The 17,714-nt window shown below is 75.3% G+C and carries 13 protein-coding genes; 5 read left to right on the top strand and 8 right to left on the bottom strand.

The features are described 5' to 3' along the window. Window positions 1-223: 223 nt before the first annotated feature. The 4 genes from IE225_RS07285 to IE225_RS07270 all read left to right on the top strand — a co-directional run bounded on the left by IE225_RS07285 (window position 224) and on the right by IE225_RS07270 (window position 4,737). A complete protein-coding gene (locus tag IE225_RS07285; RefSeq protein ID WP_190056532.1) occupies window positions 224-1,621 on the top strand; it encodes a Cys-Gln thioester bond-forming surface protein in 1,398 nt (465 codons plus the stop codon). 334 nt (window positions 1,622-1,955) lie between these two features. Beyond that, window positions 1,956-3,620, top strand: a complete 1,665-nt coding sequence (ettA, locus tag IE225_RS07280) for an energy-dependent translational throttle protein EttA (protein ID WP_190056531.1) — start codon at window positions 1,956-1,958, stop codon at window positions 3,618-3,620. 2 nt (window positions 3,621-3,622) lie between these two features. After that, window positions 3,623-4,045 (top strand): acyl-CoA thioesterase, encoded by a 423-nt coding sequence (locus tag IE225_RS07275; RefSeq protein WP_190056530.1) that lies wholly within the window; start codon window positions 3,623-3,625, stop codon window positions 4,043-4,045. Then, window positions 4,042-4,737, top strand: coding sequence for a DUF8185 domain-containing protein (locus tag IE225_RS07270; RefSeq protein WP_190056529.1), 696 nt, complete (start codon window positions 4,042-4,044; stop codon window positions 4,735-4,737). The genes IE225_RS07275 and IE225_RS07270 overlap by 4 nt, the downstream gene beginning before the upstream one ends. Window positions 4,738-4,858: 121 nt before the next feature. Here the strand turns inward: IE225_RS07270 and IE225_RS07265 are convergent, their stop codons facing one another. Beyond that, entirely contained in the window at window positions 4,859-5,263 is a 405-nt protein-coding gene (locus IE225_RS07265; RefSeq protein WP_190056528.1) for a globin, read from the bottom strand. 95 nt (window positions 5,264-5,358) lie between these two features. Between IE225_RS07265 and IE225_RS07260 the strand changes: the two genes are divergently transcribed. Then, complete coding sequence (locus tag IE225_RS07260; protein WP_190056527.1) at window positions 5,359-6,330, top strand: methyltransferase domain-containing protein; 972 nt, start codon at window positions 5,359-5,361, stop codon at window positions 6,328-6,330. A gap of 27 nt (window positions 6,331-6,357) precedes the next feature. Here the strand turns inward: IE225_RS07260 and IE225_RS07255 are convergent, their stop codons facing one another. The 7 genes from IE225_RS07255 to IE225_RS07225 form a co-directional block, all read right to left on the bottom strand. Next, a complete protein-coding gene (locus tag IE225_RS07255) occupies window positions 6,358-7,785 on the bottom strand; it encodes an FHA domain-containing protein (protein WP_190056526.1) in 1,428 nt (475 codons plus the stop codon). 93 nt (window positions 7,786-7,878) lie between these two features. Then, a complete protein-coding gene (locus IE225_RS07250; protein WP_190056525.1) occupies window positions 7,879-9,225 on the bottom strand; it encodes a vWA domain-containing protein in 1,347 nt (448 codons plus the stop codon). 151 nt (window positions 9,226-9,376) lie between these two features. Next, a complete protein-coding gene (locus IE225_RS07245; protein WP_190056524.1) occupies window positions 9,377-10,945 on the bottom strand; it encodes a PP2C family protein-serine/threonine phosphatase in 1,569 nt (522 codons plus the stop codon). 3 nt (window positions 10,946-10,948) lie between these two features. Beyond that, the gene (locus tag IE225_RS07240; protein WP_190056523.1) at window positions 10,949-13,606 is read right to left on the bottom strand and encodes a serine/threonine-protein kinase; all 2,658 of its coding nucleotides are present in this window, start codon (window positions 13,604-13,606) and stop codon (window positions 10,949-10,951) included. Next, window positions 13,603-14,916: a hypothetical protein gene (locus IE225_RS07235; RefSeq protein ID WP_190056522.1), complete on the bottom strand. Its 1,314-nt coding sequence runs from the start codon at window positions 14,914-14,916 to the stop codon at window positions 13,603-13,605. The genes IE225_RS07240 and IE225_RS07235 overlap by 4 nt, the downstream gene beginning before the upstream one ends. Before the next feature lie 86 nt (window positions 14,917-15,002). Beyond that, entirely contained in the window at window positions 15,003-16,073 is a 1,071-nt protein-coding gene (locus tag IE225_RS07230) for a glutamate ABC transporter substrate-binding protein (protein ID WP_229879305.1), read from the bottom strand. Window positions 16,074-16,204: 131 nt separating this feature from the next. Next, window positions 16,205-17,596, bottom strand: coding sequence for a GlnX family signal transduction membrane protein (locus IE225_RS07225; RefSeq protein WP_190056520.1), 1,392 nt, complete (start codon window positions 17,594-17,596; stop codon window positions 16,205-16,207). Between the last annotated feature and the right edge of the window lie 118 nt (window positions 17,597-17,714).

Genomic DNA, 17,714 nt, shown 5'->3' with positions numbered 1-17,714 from the left:
GGCGATAACGATTCCGAGTCGGATCGGTCATCCGACCATATGACCGTGAGGCCGGGTGCCCAGTGATCCCTAGGATGCCGGGCATGGCTCTCGGGGCTCCCGTGGCTTCCGAGGCCCGTGATTCTGCTGGTGGGACCGTGCCCCCCACGCCGACGGGTCCTGCTTGAAGGGGAATTCTGTGCTTGCTCCGTTCTCTGCGCCCCCGGCGTCCCCGGCGCCGCCCGTGCACAGGCGAGGGGCGGTCCGCCGGGCCGCCGCGACCCTCCTGACCGGACTCCTCACCGCCGGTGTCCTGGGCACCGGGGTCCTGACCGCCGCACCGGCGGCCGCCGAGGAGGACGGCGCCCCGCAGGTCCAGGGCGGGGCGGCCGCCACCCTGGGCGGCCTGAAGATCTACGGCACCGCCGTCGTGCACGCCGACGGCGGGGACCAGGAGGTGGCGGCCGGCCTGTTCGAGATGTCCGTCGACGGCGGCGGCACCCTGCAGACCTACGGCGTCGACCTGCACGCCCCCACGCAGCGCGACGCCCGGTACCACGAGATGCCCTGGAGCGGCACCAGCCTCGGCGCCAACAAGGACGCCGGCCGGATCCGCTGGATCCTGCAGCACTCCTACCCGCAGGTCAACGACCTCGCGGCGCTCGCCCGCCAGGCCGGCGCGCAGGGCCTCACCGAGCAGGACGCCGCGGCCGGCACGCAGGTGGCCGTCTGGCGGTTCTCCGACCACGCCGACGTCGAGGCCGCCGACCCGCAGGCCGAGAAGCTCGCGGACTACCTGGTCGGCAGCGCGCGAAAGATGCCGGAGCCGCAGGCCTCGCTCGTCCTGGACCCGCCCGCCGTCTCCGGGCACCCCGGCGAGCGGATCGGCCCGGTCACCGTGCACACCAACGCCGGCGGTGTCACGGTGACCCCGCCGGTGGACGCCGCCATCAGCGGGGTGCGGATCGTGGACGCCGCCGGCCGGGCCGTCACGTCCGCGGCGGACGGCAGCCGCCTCTACGTCGAGGTGCCCGCGGACGCCGCCGACGGGAGCGCGGAGCTGACCGTGCAGGCTTCCACCACGGTGCCGGTGGGCCGCGCCCTGGTCTCCGACAGCCGCAGCCAGACCCAGATCCTGGCCGGTTCCAGCGAGTCGACGGTGTCGGCGGCGGCGAGCGCCGCCTGGGCGGAGCAGGGGGCGATACCGGCGCTGTCCGCGGCGCGGAACTGCACCGAGGGCGCCCTTGAGATCACCGCGGTCAACAGGGGCGACGAGGAGTTCGTCTTCGAGCTGATGGGCGTGCGCCACAGCATCGCCGCGGGCGCCTCGCGGGCGGTGACGGTCCCCCTGCAGGAGGACCAGCCCTACGACTTCTCCGTCAGCGGGCCGCACGGCTTCCGGCAGCGCTTCGCCGGCGTCCTGGACTGCCGGACGCAGAGCAGTGACAGCGGCCTGACCGCCCAGACCCTCAGCGAGCCGAGCCCCGCCACCGCGGGACTGGCCTCCGACGGCACCGACCTCGCCGAGACCGGGGGCTCCGCCGTGACCCCGCTGATCGCCGGCGTGGCCATCGGCCTGGTGCTGATCGGCGGCACGGTCCTGCTGCTGCTCCGCGGCAGGAGCACGGCCAGCCGGGGCTGAGCCGACCGGGGCCGAGCCGACCGGGACCGGGCCGACCGGGGCCGAGCCGGCCGGGGCCGAACCCACGGGACCGGGCCGACCGGGGCCGAACCCACGGGACCGGGCCGGCCGGGACGGCGGCACCTCGCCGGCTCGGCGCACCTTGTCAACTCAACAGCGAGTGGCCGGCCGGCGACTCCCCGTACCGCGGCTCCGGTGCGCCCCGTCCGGCGCCTGGGGCCGCTGCACACCCCGCGGACAGGCCCTCATCAGGCGGTTTCCCCCGGTGCCCGGCGATACGGCAAGATGGGTGTGTCTGCCCACTGCCAGATTTCAAGCTGCCGGACGGTTTCTCTTGGCTGAGTTCATTTACACCATGCGCAAGGCGCGCAAGGCGCACGGCGACAAGGTGATCCTCGACGACGTCACCCTGAACTTCCTCCCGGGTGCCAAGATCGGCGTCGTCGGCCCGAACGGTGCCGGTAAGTCGACCGTCCTGAAGATCATGGCCGGTCTCGAGCAGCCGTCCAACGGCGACGCCTTCCTCTCCCCCGGCTACAGCGTCGGCATCCTGCTGCAGGAGCCCCCGCTGAACGAGGAGAAGACCGTCCTGGAGAACGTCCAGGAGGGTGTCGCCGAGATCAAGGGCAAGCTCGACCGGTTCAACGAGATCGCCGAGCAGATGGCGACCGAGTACACCGACGAGCTGATGGAGGAGATGGGCAAGCTCCAGGAGGAGCTGGACCACGCCCAGGCGTGGGACCTCGACTCCCAGCTGGAGCAGGCCATGGACGCCCTGGGCTGCCCGCCCGGCGACTGGCCCGTCACCAACCTCTCCGGCGGTGAGCGCCGCCGCGTCGCCCTGTGCAAGCTGCTGCTGCAGCAGCCCGACCTGCTGCTGCTGGACGAGCCCACCAACCACCTGGACGCCGAGTCCGTGCAGTGGCTGGAGCAGCACCTAGCCAAGTACCAGGGCACCGTCGTGGCCATCACCCACGACCGGTACTTCCTGGACAACGTCGCCGAGTGGATCCTCGAACTGGACCGCGGCCGCGCCTACCCCTACGAGGGCAACTACTCCACCTACCTGGAGACCAAGGCCGCCCGCCTCAAGGTCGAGGGCCAGAAGGACGCCAAGCGGCAGAAGCGCCTGAAGGAAGAGCTGGAGTGGGTCCGCTCCAACGCCAAGGGCCGTCAGGCGAAGTCCAAGGCGCGTCTGCAGCGCTACGAGGAGATGGCCGCCGAGGCCGAGAAGATGCGGAAGCTGGACTTCGAGGAGATCCAGATCCCGCCGGGCCCGCGCCTGGGCAACGTGGTGGTCGAGGTGGAGCACCTCCACAAGGCCTTCGGCGACAAGGTCCTCGTCGACGACCTCAGCTTCAGCCTCCCGCGCAACGGCATCGTCGGTGTCATCGGCCCCAACGGCGCCGGCAAGACCACCCTGTTCAAGATGATCCAGGGCCTCGAGCAGCCCGACTCCGGCACGATCAAGGTCGGCGACACCGTCAAGATCTCCTACGTCGACCAGGCCCGCGAGAACATCGACCCGAAGAAGACCCTGTGGGAGGTCGTCTCCGACGGGCTCGACTACATCAACGTCGGCCAGGTGGAGATGCCTTCGCGCGCCTACGTCTCGGCGTTCGGCTTCAAGGGCCCGGACCAGCAGAAGCCGGCCGGGGTGCTCTCCGGCGGCGAGCGCAACCGCCTCAACCTCGCGCTCACCCTCAAGCAGGGCGGCAACCTGCTGCTCCTGGACGAGCCGACCAACGACCTGGACGTGGAGACCCTGTCGTCCCTGGAGAACGCCCTGCTGGAGTTCCCCGGGTGCGCCGTGGTCGTCTCGCACGACCGGTGGTTCCTCGACCGCGTGGCCACGCACATCCTCGCCTACGAGGGCAACTCCAAGTGGTTCTGGTTCGAGGGCAACTTCGAGGCGTACGAGAAGAACAAGATCGAGCGGCTCGGCCCGGACGCGGCGCGTCCGCACCGCGCCACCTACCGCAAGCTCACTCGGGGCTGATCTTGCGCCACCTCTACCGCTGCCCGCTGCGCTGGTCGGACATGGACGTGTACGGCCACGTCAACAACGTGGTCTTCCTCCGCTACCTGGAGGAGGCGCGCATCGACTTCCTGTTCCGGCCGGACCAGCAGTTCCAGCGGGGCTCGGTGGTGGCCCGTCACGAGATCGACTACAAGCGGCAGCTCGTCCACCGGCACGAGCCGGTGGACGTGGAGCTGTGGGTCACCGAGATCAGGGCGGCCTCCTTCACCCTCGCCTACGAGGTGAAGGACGGCGAGACGGTCTACGCCCGGGCCTCGACGGTGATCGTGCCGTTCGACTTCGACGCCCAGCGGCCGCGCCGACTCACGCCCGACGAGCGGGAGTTCCTGGAGAAGTTCCAGGACGACGCGGCCCACGGCGAGGGCGGGGCCGTCGCCGCATGACCGTCCTGCACCTCGCCGACGAGCGGGAGGCGGCCGACCTCGCCGCCTTCCTCTCCCGGCTGCTCCACTACGACCGCGGAGCGGCAGTGCGCCTGCAGGCGGTCGGCACGGCGCTCGCCGTGTTCGGCCGCCCGCCCTCCTTCGAGGTCCTGGCGATTCGCCCGGTGCGGCTGGCCAAGCCGTACGAGAACGGGCTCGACGTCACCCTGGACGTCACCGTCTCCGCCGGTGAACTGCTGGAGGCCGTGGACGAGTCCGCGGCCACCGCCGGGATCCCGGCCGCGGTCACCGGGCCGCCGTGGGCGGGCGTGCTGCCGCCGCGCGGCGGCTGGCGGCCGGAGCCGGGGCTGCCGACGGCCCAGGCGCTGTGCGCGACGGTCGCCGCCGCGGTCGCCGAGTTCCGCTCCCGCACCGGGGAACTGCCGCCCGAGCGGCGCACCCGGGGCGAACTCGACCGCCTGGGGCGGGAGATCTGGTCCCGGACGGTCGGCGACACCCCGCTGCCCGTGCGGGCCGTGCACGCGGCCCAGGCGCTGGGTTTCCTCAGGCCCCCGGCCGCTTGCGGCGACGACGAGCCCGCGCTGCTGTCGTCCGGGCCGTGGCTGCGGCTGCGCACCCCCTACGGATCGGTCGCCGTGCGCCGCTCGGGCATGCCCGCCCTGGACGTCAGCGTCCGCCGGGCCGCGCACTGACCGCTCGTCCGTCTCCCCGGCGCACTGACCGCCCGTCCGCCTTCCCGGCGCACCGGCCGCCAGCCCCTCCCGCCCTCCCGGCACCCTGACCACCCTTGCGGTCCGCGGCGCCGGCGGGGTGTCAGCCGGGGGTGTTCACCATCGAGGCGGCCGCGTACGTCAGGTAGTTCCACAGCGTCCGCTCGTGTTCCTCGGGCAGGCCGAGTTCTTCCACGGCGACCCGCATGTGCTTCAGCCAGGCGTCGTGGGCGGCCCGGTCGACGGCGAAGGGGGCGTGCCGCATCCGCAGGCGGGGGTGGCCGCGCCGTTCGCTGTAGGTGGTGGGGCCGCCCCAGTACTGGATCAGGAACAGCCGCAGACGCTCCTCGGCCGGACCGAGGTCCTCCTCCGGGTACATGGGCCGCAGGAGCGGGTCCTCGGCGACCCCCTGGTAGAAGCGGTGGACGAGCCGGCGGAAGGTCTCCTCGCCGCCGACCTGCTCGTAGAAGGTCTGCTCCTGAAGCGTGCCGCGCCGAATCTCTTTCACCCGTCCATGGTCTCAGACGGCCCGGCGGAGGACTCCGGGCGTAGGACCGCCGCCCGGTGCTCGCTTCGCGCCGCCGGGCGCCGCACAGTGGAGACATGGGCGCGGACCTCGACGACATCGCCGCCGCGGCGCGGGCGGAGCTGGTGCGGCAGCTCGGGCGCAGCGGGGTGTGGCGGGGCGACGCGCGCTGGCGGGAGGCGTTCGAGGCGGTGCCGCGGCACCTGTTCGTGCCGTACTACTACGTCGCCGGGAAGGGCGGCTACCGGCGGCTGTGGGGCGAGAGCCCCGACCCCGGGGCGCGCGAGGAGTGGGTGCGCGGGGCGTACGCCGACGCTCCGCTGGCCACCCGGCTGCGCGACGGCGAGCTGGTGTCCTCCAGCAGCCAGCCCTCCCTCATGGCGGTGATGCTGGCCGCGCTGGAGGTGGCGGACGGCCATCGCGTCCTGGAGATCGGCACCGGCACCGGCTACCACGCGGCGCTGCTCGCCCACCGGCTCGGCGACGACCACGTCACCACCGTCGACCTGGACCCGGAGATCACCGAGTCGGCCCGCCGGCACCTGGCGGCCGCCGGGTACCGCCCGCGCGTCGTCACCGGCGACGGCGCCCGCGGCGTGCCCGAGCACGCCCCCTACGACCGGATCGTCGCCACCTGTGCGCTGCCGTCGATCCCGCGCCCCTGGCTCGCCCAGTGCCGCCCGGGTGGGCGCGTCCTCACCCCGCTCGCCACCGGCCTGGTCCTGCTGGCCGTCCGCGACGCGGACCACGCCGAGGGCCGCTTCCTGCCCACGCCCGCCTACTTCGTGCCCCTGCGCGGCGTACCGCGCGGCCCGGAGCCGGCGGTGCCGGACCTGGGCGGGCTGCCGCCCCGGGCCCGGGAGAGCGAACTGTTCCGCTTCCTGCTGGCCCTCACCCGCGGCCGCCTCGGCCCGCGGGAGGCGTACGACCTGTGGGAGCGGGAGGGGCAGCCGGTCCGCGAGCGGTACGGGGTCGCGGTGCGCGGCGAGCGGGAGTGGGCCTGGCTGGACGACCCCGAGGGGCCGTACGCCTGGCCCCTGCCGGAGTAGGGACCGGGCGTACGGCCCGCCGAGGCGCTACTGCGGCGGCCGGCGGCGGATGGTGATCGTCGTCCAGGCGCCCACGTGGACCCGGTCGCCGTCCTGCAGCGGGACCGGCACGAAGGGCTGGATGGGCTCCTCGGAGCCGTTGACGGTGGTGCCGTTGGTCGAGTTCTGGTCGACGACGGCCCAGCTTCCGTCGGGCTGCTGCACCAGCACTGCGTGCTGGTGGGAGACGCCCGGGTCCTCCGGCGGCACCGACAGGTCGATGTCGGGGGTGTCACCGGTGGAGTGACGGCGGCGGCCGATGGTGACCTGGTTGCCGGTGAGGGTGCGCTGCTGCTCGGGCGAGTACGCGGGCAGGTTCAGGCCCGCCGCCTCGGGGCCGGAGCGCTGCATCATCGACAGGAAGTACTCGCGGTCCGGCGCGATGGTGGCGGTCCACACGGCCGGCTGCTGCGGCTGCGCGGGGCCGGGCGGCGGCGGGGCGTGGCCGGTGCCGGGCTGCGGGTAGCCGTAGCCCCCGCCGGGACCTCCCGGCCCGCCCGGTCCGCCGGGCCCGCCCGGTCCCGCGTGGCCGCCGGGGCCCGCGGGATGCGGGGAGGCCGGGCCGGGAGCCGACGGCGGGGAGAGCACCCAGTCGTCATCACCGCCGTAGGAGGACCCGCCGCCGGGCTGCGGGCGGTCGGTCTCCTGCGGGAACGCGGGCGGCGCCGGCGGGCCGGAGCGCTGGTAGGCCTGCGCGGCGCCCCCGGGACCGCCCGGGCCTCCCTGCCCACCGGGACCTCCCTGCCCACCGGGCGCGCCGGGCCCGCCCGGACCACCGGCGCTGCCGGGGCCGAATGGGCCGGAGCCGGAGGACGGGGCGTTCGGGCCGGGCGGCGGCGAGAACGGGCGCGGACCCTCCCCGCCGAAGCCGGAGGAGGGACCCTCCCCGCCGAAGCCGGAGGAGCCCGTGGGCCCGGCGGGCCCGTCGCCGTAGGGCGGGCTCGGCGGTATGGGCTCGGCGGGCCGGTTCACCTGCGACGGGCGCGAACCCCGGTACTCGTACGCCTCGGCGCCGCCGTAGGACGGGCCGGGCGGCTGCGGGAAGCGCGGGCCGGGGGCCGGCGGCGGGGCGGCCGGGGTGTACGAGGTGGCCGTGTTGGTCAGGAAGTTCCAGCGGCACTCCTCGCAGAACGGGGCACCGCCCTCGCGCGGGGTGCGGCACTGCGGGCACAGTTCCGGCTCCGGGTCCGGCGCGGCGGACGGGTGCGGGCGGCCACCCGGCCGGCCGTCGGGCGGGCCGCCGGCCTGGGTGCCGGGACCGCCGCCGTATCCGCCGCCCGCGCCCGGCGCGGGCGGGAAGCCGTATCCGCCGGCCGGAGGCGGCGGAGGCGGAGGCACGGCACCGGCCATGCGGTGACCGCAGACCTCGCACCAGTCGTCGGAACCCGACTGGTGTCCGTTCGGGCAGGTCGGCATGTCGGCGCTTCCCCCTCTCCTTTCCGGTCCTTCCGACCGGATTTCTCCAACCCCAAGGGGGTCAGGCTCGCTCATTCCCTGGCGGTTGCCACGTCACTTCTTTACACGAACAGTCTTGGTCGACCGAGTCTCGAGTGTCATCTCGTCGGCCTCCTCGACCTTCGCTTTCAGTCGCACAGTACCTGCCGCGGCGTCCACGACGTCCACCACCTTCGCAAGGAGTTTCGCAGTGTCCGCGTGCCCGGAGGCGTGGGCGAGCTGGACGGCCCGGCCCAGTTTGGCCGTCGCTCCGTCGATGTCTCCCGCTTTGCGAAGATCGAGCCCTTGCTGTACGACCTGGGCGAGTTCCGCCTGGCCCGTGTAGTGGGCGACCTGGGGGTTGATCGCGGTGGAGGCGGCCACGTCGTCCGTCCCCACGGCCTTGATCAGGCCCTGCGCGCCCAGGTCCCGGACGCCGCCGTCAGGCTGCGGAACGACCAGACGGACGCGGGCGGCGAGCATGTCCAGGCCGACGGAGGCGGGCGGCACCTCGATGCGGACGTGGTAGTCGCGGGACTCGTCGCCCCAGGAACCGGTGGGGTAGTCCCCGAAGCGGGGGCCCGCCTCGGTGCGCCGGCCGGTGAGGTCCTCGACGGCGGGCGCGACCTGCTTGACGAACCGGACGGTCGCGCCGACCGGGGTCCACAGCCGCAGGGAGACGTCTGCGACTTCCTTGCCCATCGCCGTCTCCATCATCCGGGTGAAGTCGGCGGCCAGGCCGGCCGGGTCGGCGACGATGTCGGCGGTGCCGAGCAGGGCGGAGGCGATCCCTGTGACCTCTTTCACCTCCCAGTCGGTGCCCACGCCGCGCGCATCACAGGTGAACCGCCCCGCGCAGGTCTCCAGGGTGGCCCGCAGGTCCTCGGGCGACTCGTGCTCGTTGCGGCCGTCGGTGAGCAGGATGCCGTGCCGGATGTCCGCGTCCGACGAGGACAGCAGGCGGTCGGCGAGCCGCAGCCAGGTGCCGATGGCGGTGCCGCCGCCCGCGCCCAGCCGGCGCAGCGCCTGCTTGGCCTGGTCCCGGGTGACGGGGCCGGCGACGGCCAGCCGCCCGTTGCCCGGGTAGACCTCCTGCGCCTGGTGGGTGCCGGCGACCACCGCGAACCGCACGCCGTCGCGCAGCACGTCGATTGCGGCGGCCGTGGCCTCGCGCGCGTGGCGCATCTTCGCCGGCGGGTAGTCCATCGAACCCGAGCAGTCGACCATGATCACCACGGCGGCGGAGGGGGCCCGGCCGGGCGCGTGGAGGCGGGGCGTGGTGACCGCGCTCCCGGTCGTGCCGCCGCCGGTCGCGGTCACCGTGACGATGGCGTCGACTGTGCGGCCGCCCTCCGGCAGGAACTCGTTCTGGTACACGTCCACCGAGAACTGCGGCACGTTCGACTTCGAGAAATTGGCCATGCCTTCGGATCCCCCTCGTGCCCCCCGCGCCGTGCCAGGGGCGATGTCGGTGCGCCGGACCGGTCCCCTCCGGTCCGGCGCCGCTTCCCCGTGGTGCTTCCCCGTGAGGGTGATGCTCCGGCGCGCCCCGTGATACGCCCCGCACCCGTCCTCAGGCGGATCCTGCCCCCGGCGGCGGAGCGGGGAACGGCAGGACGGCCACTGTTACGTTGTCGTGGCCGCCGCCGTCCAGGGCGTGGCCGACCAGCACCCGGGCGGCGTGCAGGGGCCGCACGGCGGCGTCGGGCGGCACGGCCTCGGCCATCTCCTCGGCCGCCTCCGCGTAGTTCCACAGCCCGTCGGTGCACACCACCACCACGCCCGGCCGGTCCGGCTTGTAGGCGGCGGTGTGCGGCTCCAGCTCGTAGGCGTCGGCGCCGAGCCAGCCGGTGATGGCGTGGGCGCGCTCGTCGGCGTAGGCCTCGGCCTCGTTCATCAGCCCGGCGGCGACCATCTGCGCGGCCCAGGAGTCGTCCTCGGTGAGCCGGGCCGGCGGCGCGGTGCGGTCGGCGGGCACCCAGTAGGCGCGGCTGTCGCCGACCCAGCCCACCACCAGCAGGCTCGGGGTGACGACCGCGGCGACCAGGGTGCAGGCCGGCGCGTTCTGGTGCGGGGCGTGCTCGCGGGCCGTGGCGGGCTCGTCGGCGAGGGAGTTGACGGCGTGCGCGGCGGCGACGATCGCCTCGTGCAGGGCCTGCTGCGGATGCGTGCCCCGGGGCAGGGCGGCCAGCAGCGACTCCAGGGCCGCGCGGGAGGCGGCGAGCGAGGCGTCGTCGGGGCGGGTCGCCGAGGAGACCCCGTCGCAGACGACGGCGACGGCGGCGGCGCTGCCGTCGGGCAGCGCGCTGTGGCCGACGGCGAACGCGTCCTCGTTGCGGTGGTGGCGCAGGCCCCGGTCGCTGACCGCGGCGACCGGGCCGGACTCCTGCTCCAGGTGGTCACGCTCGCGCGGCTGGGCGTGCCCGCAGTGCTCGCAGTAGCCGTCCCCGTCCACCCGGCCCACGCGGCACGCCACGCACACCTGTGCCGCGTCGCCGGGCGCGCCCCCGGCCCAGGCCGCGAGGTCGGCGGCCACGCGCGGGTCCGGCGGCGCGAGCGGGTACTCCTCCGGCTCCGGCGGCCGGTCGAACCGCACGCCGGAGGCGTCCGTCGCCGGCCCGGCGGGGTGCGGCCCGGCGGGCCGGCCGTCGGGGGCCGGTGCGCCATTCATCGGTGCGCCGTCCACCGGTGCGCCATTCATCGGTACGCCACCTGCCGATGCGTCACCCGCCGGTGCGTCGGGCGCCGGGGGACGCGGCGCGTCCGGCGGGGGAGGAGAGCCGTCGCCGAAGTCCGTGCGCGGCAGGTCCGCCGGCAGGTGCACCGGGGGCCGGCCCCCCGAGCCGTCCGTCTGCGGCGCCGCCGGCCACACCTGTCCGGCGGCGCCCGCGGGTCCGGCGGAGCTGACGGGGCCCGCGGCACCGCCCGCACCCGCGGGGCCGCCCGGCGCGGGCGGGTGCGGTGCCGTGCCGCCGGTGCCGGGCACGGGGTGGTGCATGGTGAGCGTCGGGGTGTCCTGCGGCGGTGCGGGCGCGGCGGACAGGTCGTATCCGCACGCGCCGCAGAAACGGTCACCCGACTCGAGCGGCTCCGCGCAGCTCGGGCACCTCGACAGGGCGGCCTGCTGGGGCATCTGCGACATCAACTACACCCACGTCCGGGGGCGGTAACGGTTGGCACGTTCCACCAGGTCGATCCTCTCCTCGCCGCCGGGCGCGAGCCGGGCCAGCGTGCGGTACGAGCGCTCCAGAGCGAAGCGCAGCCCCCGCTCGTCCAGGTCGCTGCCGAGCAGTGTCCGGCGGGCGGGCGGCGACGACCCGTCCGGCGCGGCCCGGCCCCCGGAGAGTACCCAGTCCAGCGCCGCGCCGAGCACCTCCGCCGCCAGCCGCCAGCGCCGCGCCGGGTCCAGACCGTACGCGTCCAGGGCCTCGACCTGCGCGGCCGCGGCGGTCAGGTCGTCCAGGAACGGCGGGTCGCAGGCGGCGGCGGTGCGTTGACGCAGCCGGGAGCGCACCGCCGCCACGCGGGCGGCGGTGTAGTGGATGGAGGACTCCGGCACGGACTCCAGCGTGCGCACGGCCGCCCGCCGGTCGCCGGCGGCGAGCCGGACGCGGGCCAGGCCGAAGGCGGCGCCGACGTGACTGGGGTCGGTGGACCACACCAGGCGGTAGTACTCGGCGGCGTTGTCCGGCCGGCCCAGCACCTCCGCGCACAGGCCGAGCGCCAGCTTGGGCGCGATCTCGCCGGGGAAGGCGTCGTAGACCGCGTCGAAGGACACGGCGGCCTCCTCGTGATCGCCCGTCACCAGCGCGGCCACGCCCCGGTACCACACGACCCGCCAGTCGTCGGGCGCCGCCGACTGAAGCGCGCGCAGCGTCTCCAGCGCGGCGGACGCCTCCCCGTTCTCCAGGCGGGCGCGCACCTCGCGCAGCCGGGTCTCCGTCGACGGGGCCGGGACCGTCGCGAGCGCGCCCGGCAGCTCGGCCGGGGCGAGGGCCGCGAGGCCGGCCAGGAACCCGGCGTTGGGGTCGGCGGGGTCCACCCGGGGCACCGGCAGCGCGAGCGCCGCCGCGGCCGCGTCGACCGGTTTCACCAGCGGCCGGGACCGCGCGGACGCGGGCGCCGCGGCGGCCCCCGGCGGGGGAATCGCCGCACCGCCCGGCGCGGGGGCGCGGCGCCGGGCGCGCCGCTCCCGCGCGCCCAGCCGCGACACCTCCCCCTCCAGCGGCGGGAACAGCTCCGTGTCCGTCACCCGCACCTCGGGTCCGAACAGCGTCGACAGCGCCGGCCGCGGCCGCCCCGTCTGCAGGGAGACGACCTCCCGCAGCACACCGGTGAGCTGTTCCTGCATCTCCTGCGCGGAGGCGAACCGGCGGGCCGGGTCGGGGTCGGTGGCGCGCACCAGCAGCCGGTGGAAGGACTCGTAGCGGCGGAGGATCTCGACGCCGTCGGGGTCGGGCAGCGAGGCGGCGTGGACCGTGGTGCAGCCCTGGAAGTCGAACGTCAGCACGGCCAGCGTACGGCCCACCGTGTACAGGTCGGACGCGACCGACGGGCCCGCCTCGGCGACCTCGGGCGCCTGGTAGCCGACCGTGCCGTAGACCGGGGACTCGTCGTCGTCCATGCGGCGCACCGCGCCCAGGTCGATCAGCTTGAGCTGGTCCTCGGTCTGGAGGGCGTTGTCGACCTTGAAGTCGCAGTACAGCAGGTTGCGGCTGTGCAGGTGGCCGAGCGCGTCGAGGGCCTCGATGCCGTAGGCGCAGGCTTGCTCCACCGGCAGCGGGTCGCGCCGGCCGTCGGGCGTGCGGCGCGCGTTGGCTATCTCCTTCAGGGACTTGCCGCCGACGTACTCCATGACGATGTAGCCGTCGAGGGAGCCGGTGCGCTGGTCGAGGTGCTCGACGAAGTTGTAGATCCGCACGATGGTGGCGTGCTCGATCTCCGCGAGGAAGCGCCGCTCGGAGATCGCGGCGGCCATCGCGTCCTGGTCGCCGGTGTCGAGCAGGCCCTTGAGCACCACCCAGCGGTCGGAGACCGCGCGGTCGACGGCGAGGTAGATCCAGCCCTGCCCGCCGTGCGCGAGGCAGCCGGCCACCTCGTACTGGCCGTGCACCACGTCACCGGGCCGCAGCTTCGGCACGAACGAGTACGGGTGACCGCACGTGGTGCAGAAGCCCTCCGTACGGCCCGGCCGGTCGCCGCGCGAACGGCCCACCGGCGCCCCGCAGTCGGCACGCGAGCAGAACCGTCTGCGTTCGGGCACCTCCGGGTCGGCCAGCACCATCGCGCGCGGGTCGGGCCGCGGGATCGGCGGCACCTCCACCAGCCCCGCCCCGAGCCGGCCCCGGCCGGCCGGGCCGGCCGCGGAGCCGGAGCTGCGCACGGACACCGAACGCCCGCCGGACCCGCCGGACACCGAGCGCGACAGGCGGCCGGAGACCGACCGGCGGGACCTCGACGACCGGGACGACCGAGAGGACCGGGACGACTGAGACGACTGAGACGACTGCGAGGACGGGCCGGAGGCGCTCCCGCCGCGGGCACCGGGCTGCGAACCGCCGCCGGAGGCGGCCGCCGCGGGGGAGGCCGCCGGGGCCGGGGAGGGGGCCAGCCCGCAGGTGTCGCAGTACAGCCGGCCGCCGCCGACGTCCTCGTACGTGCCCCCGCAGCCGGGCCGCCGGCAGGTCTGCGGCGCCCGGCCCGCGGGGCCGCGGCCCGGTGCTTCCCCCGGCGCCCGGCCCGATGGCCCGCCCGATGTCCCGCCCGGTGCCTGGGCCGGTGCTCCGCCCGGTGCCTGACTCATGATCCCTCCCCCTGGTCGCCCGCCCGCCGGGTGTCGCCGAGCAGCTCGGCGGCGGCCCGCTGGTAGCGCAGCACGGCCTGCTCCGCCACCCGCAGGTCGCAGGGCGCGCTCCACAGCATGCGGCGCGCCGCGTCGTACCGCTCGATCAGCAGCGGGTCCTCCGCCAGGCCGTGCCGGGCCACCTTCGCCCGATACGCGTCCAGCCGGCCGCGCAGCTCGGCGCGCACCGCCAGCGGCGCGGTGACCGCCGTCAACTGCTCGCGCGCCCGCTTCAGTTCGTCCTCCGCCTGCTGCTCCAGCCGGTCCAGCAGCGGGGACAGGCGGTGCCACCGGCCCTGCCGGCGGTACTCGGCGGCCAGCGTCAGCTGCTCCTGCAGCGCCGTCGGCGGGCCGCTGACCACGGGCACCTCCGTCGCGGCGATCTTCGCCAGGACCTCGCCGCGCGCGGTGCGGGCCTCCGCCAGCGTGCGGTCGGCGCGCGAGAGCACGTCCCGCAGCTTCACGATCCGCTGCTCGGCGTCCTTGCGGACGGCGAGCACCGCGTCGATCTCCCGGCGCACCTCCTCCAGCGCCCGCGCCTCGCGGTCGTAGACCGTGGTGTCCGGCCGGCCGCCGCCCGGCGCGGAGGAGCCCCGGGCGGGGGTCCAGAAGGCCAGCGGGTCGGAGACGACCTGCTCGCGCAGCCGCGTCAGCGCGCGCGTGATGCGCTCCAGGTCGTCGCCGGCCGGGTGCTCGCCGGGGCGCACGCCCACGGAGTGCGCGAGCTGCCGGGTGCGCTGCAGTTCCGCGGCGAGTAAGTCGACGCGGGCGGGCAGCGCCGACCACACGGCGTCGGCGGCGACCACCATGTCCAGCGACGACGCGTACAGCTCGTTCATCCGCTCCACCAGCTCCGCGAGGGTGAAGCGTTCGCTGAGGCGGGCGGCCGGGCCGGCCGGCGCCCCCGCCCCGGCCGCTGCCGCGGCGCCGCCGGCGACGGTCACGGACTCGCCGCGCAGCAGCTCGGTCAGCTCCGCCAGGTCCTCGCGGCTGGACCAGCGGCGGCGGGAGCGCACCTCCCGGGCGGTGCGCAGCGTGTCGGAGTAGGCGTCGAAGTACGCCCACAGCAGCGCGATCGCCGCCTCAGTGGCCGCCCAGCGCTCCTTGGTGACGCCGGTCAGCTCGGCGCCCTCCAGCAGACGGCGGCCCGCGTGGTCCTGCAGGGCGAGGAGAGAGGTCTCGATCGCCTCGTGCTCCGCGCCGAGCCGCGCCAGCGCACGGTCCACCTCGTCCCGGTCCATCACCGACCCGGGGGGTCCCGCGACGCCCATCGATCACCCCTCGCTGCTGTGGTCTTCCGTCGGTCCTGTGCCGGCCGCCCGCACCCGGGTGCCGCCACGCACCGGGTGACGGACCGTCACCGGTACCGGACGGCGGGCGGAGTGGCCGACTCCGACGTCCTACCCAGCGTCGGCGCGAGCCACTTGTCGTACGACGCCTTCCACCCGCCGTCCCTGCGGTAGTCCTCCAGTATGAGGTTGACCCGGCGCACCAGGTCCGTCGCCTTCCGGTTCATCGCCACGCCGTAGTAGTCCGTGGTGAAGCGGCGTCCCTTCAGCCCCACCGTCGGGTCCTGCGCGGCCTGGCCGGCGGCCAGCGCGCCGTCGGTGACCACCGCGTCGACCTCGCCGAGCTGGAGCCGCACCAGGCAGTCCAGCTGGTTGGGGACGACGGTGGAGATGTCGGCGGTGGCCGGCAGCCGGTGCTCCCTGCGGTCCCGGACGAGCCTGTCGTGCGCGGTGGAGCCGTCCGCGGAGCAGATCCTGCGGCCGGCGAGGCTCGGGCCGTAGCCGTGGACGGGCGAGGTCTTCGGGGCCAGCACCTGCTGGCCGGTGAGGAAGTACGGCGCGGAGAACGCGACCTTCTCGAGCCGTTCGCAGGTGATGGTCATGGTGCGCACCACCATGTCGACGCGGCCGTCCTCGACCGCGGTGATGCGCTCGTTGGTGGGGATGGCCCGGAACTGCACCAGCTTCTCGTCGTGCAGGAGGTCCTTCGCGATGGCGTGGGCCAGGTCGATGTCGAAGCCCTCCAGTTCGCCGGAGGCGTCGTTGGGGTTGCGGTAGCCCCACCGGTAGCTGTTCTGGTCGACGCCCACCACGAGGTAGCCGCGGGCCTTGATGGCCCTGATGGCGGCGCCCTCGGTGTCCGCCGGCGACGGGCTCCGGTCCTGCGGGTGGTCGCACCGCCCGGCCCGGGCCTGCGTGCCCCGGGCCGGGCCCGGCCAGCCCTGCCCGCCTTGTTCGCTCTGCCCGCCCGGTCCGCTCTGCCCGCTCTGCCCGGGCGGGCCGCCGGCGGAACCGTCCGCGCGGGAGCCGAGGAGCGGCAGCAGCAGCGCGAACGCGAGCGCCAGGGCGCACACGAGAGCCATCGCGCCCACTCCGCCCCAGCCCCGCAGTCCGGTCCGCAGCCGTCGCGCCCACAGCATCACGCCCCCTTTCCCGGCCTTCCCTCCCATGGCCACCCCTCCCATGGCCGTCCCTCCCATGGCCGTCCCTCCCATGGCCGTCCCTCCCATGGCCACCCCTTCTCCGGGTGTGCCCCGGCCGTCCCCGCCGTTCACCGGTACTCCGACAGCCTGCGCCCGATGCCCAGCAGGGCGCTCGCGGTGCCGAGCAGCGCCAGCACCACGGAGCCGGCGGGCAGGCCGGTCAGGGCGTCCCGGCCGTCGCGGGCGGCCGCGCGGAACTGGTCGGTCTCGTGCACCAGCGCCGCGGCGAGGGAGGCGTCGACGTTGTCGAAGCACACGGTCGTCGACGTCTTCGCGTCCGTGCCGACCACCAGGTCGCGGGCGCCCTGGTAGTCGCCCGCGTCGTTCTTCGCGCGCGCCTTCTCGTGGCGGGAGCGCCACTCCCGCATCGAACTGTCCGCCGTGTGCACCGGCCGCCGGCCCGCGGCGTCGTCGGCGAGCACGGACGCGCGGCGCAGCTTGCCGCCCAGGCGGGCGATCTCCCGGTCCCAGGCCCAGGCGTAGGCGTCCTCGGCGGTGCCGTCGGTGAGCCGCTTGGTCTCCGCGCCGCGGCTGACCAGGGTCAAGTTCTCGTCGCTGCGGGCCTTCAGGGAGGCGACGCGGGCGTCGTACAGCACCGCGAGGGAGCGCACGCCCCGGTCGTAGGAGTGCTTCAGGTCCGCGCGGGCGACGCCGTGGCCGGCCACGAGCCACAGCAGGACCACGGCGGTGGCGGCCGTGGCGGCGACCAGGCCGGGGTTGAGGACGCGGTGGGTGCGCAGGTAGTGGCGGCGCTGCGCCCACGCCAGCGCGCCGAGCGCGAGCACGCCGAGGCCGATCGCGGCCCACGGGTACGGTGTCGCGTCGCCGTAGTCGGCGAGCAGGCGCTGGTTCTCCTTGGCGTACAGGGCCTCGGCCGCGGGCAGCATCCGGTGCTGCATCGTGTCGTTGGCCTCGCGCAGGTAGGCGCCGCCGACCGGGAAGCCCTGCCGGTTGTTGGCGCGGGCCGCCTCCACCAGGCCCTTGTAGCGGGGCAGCAGCGTGTTCAGCTCCGCGATCGTCGTCGCGGCCGGGGAGCCGGGGTCGGAGTTGGCGGCGGCGGTGACGAGTTTCGCGGCGGCCGTGCGGATGTCCTTCTCGTACGCGGCGCGGGTCCGCCGCGTCTCGTTCGGGCCCGCCAGGTAGCCGCTGGTGGCCTTGGTGTTGGCGTCGGCGAGGGAGCGGTAGATGTCGGCGGCGTCCGAACTGAGCGGCTGACTGCTCGTCAGTACGTCGTCGGCGGCGGTCGCGCGGCCGGTGGTCTGCCAGGCGGTGACGGCGCCGAACGCGACGACGAGGAGGGCGAGGACGGCGCCGATGGTGCGCAGCCGGCCGGGTTCGGTGACGGCCGCCGCGCGCAGGCGGTCGACGCCCTCCGCGAAGGCCGTGCGGCGCGGGGGAGCCGGGGCGGGGGACGTGCGGGGGCCCGGCGGCGCCGCGGCGGTCGTCGGCGGGTGTGTCACTGCGACCTCCCCCCTGGTCCTGTGTCGCCCGCAAGTATCGCTGGCGGGACGGACATGCGCACCCTGCCTGTTGATACGCCGCGGGAGGGGGATCGGTTCCCCGCCAGGGGCGGCGCCG

Source organism: Streptomyces echinoruber (genome assembly GCF_014651135.1).
GTDB lineage: Bacteria > Actinomycetota > Actinomycetes > Streptomycetales > Streptomycetaceae > Streptomyces > Streptomyces echinoruber.
This window is presented reverse-complemented; position numbering and strand designations above follow the sequence as displayed.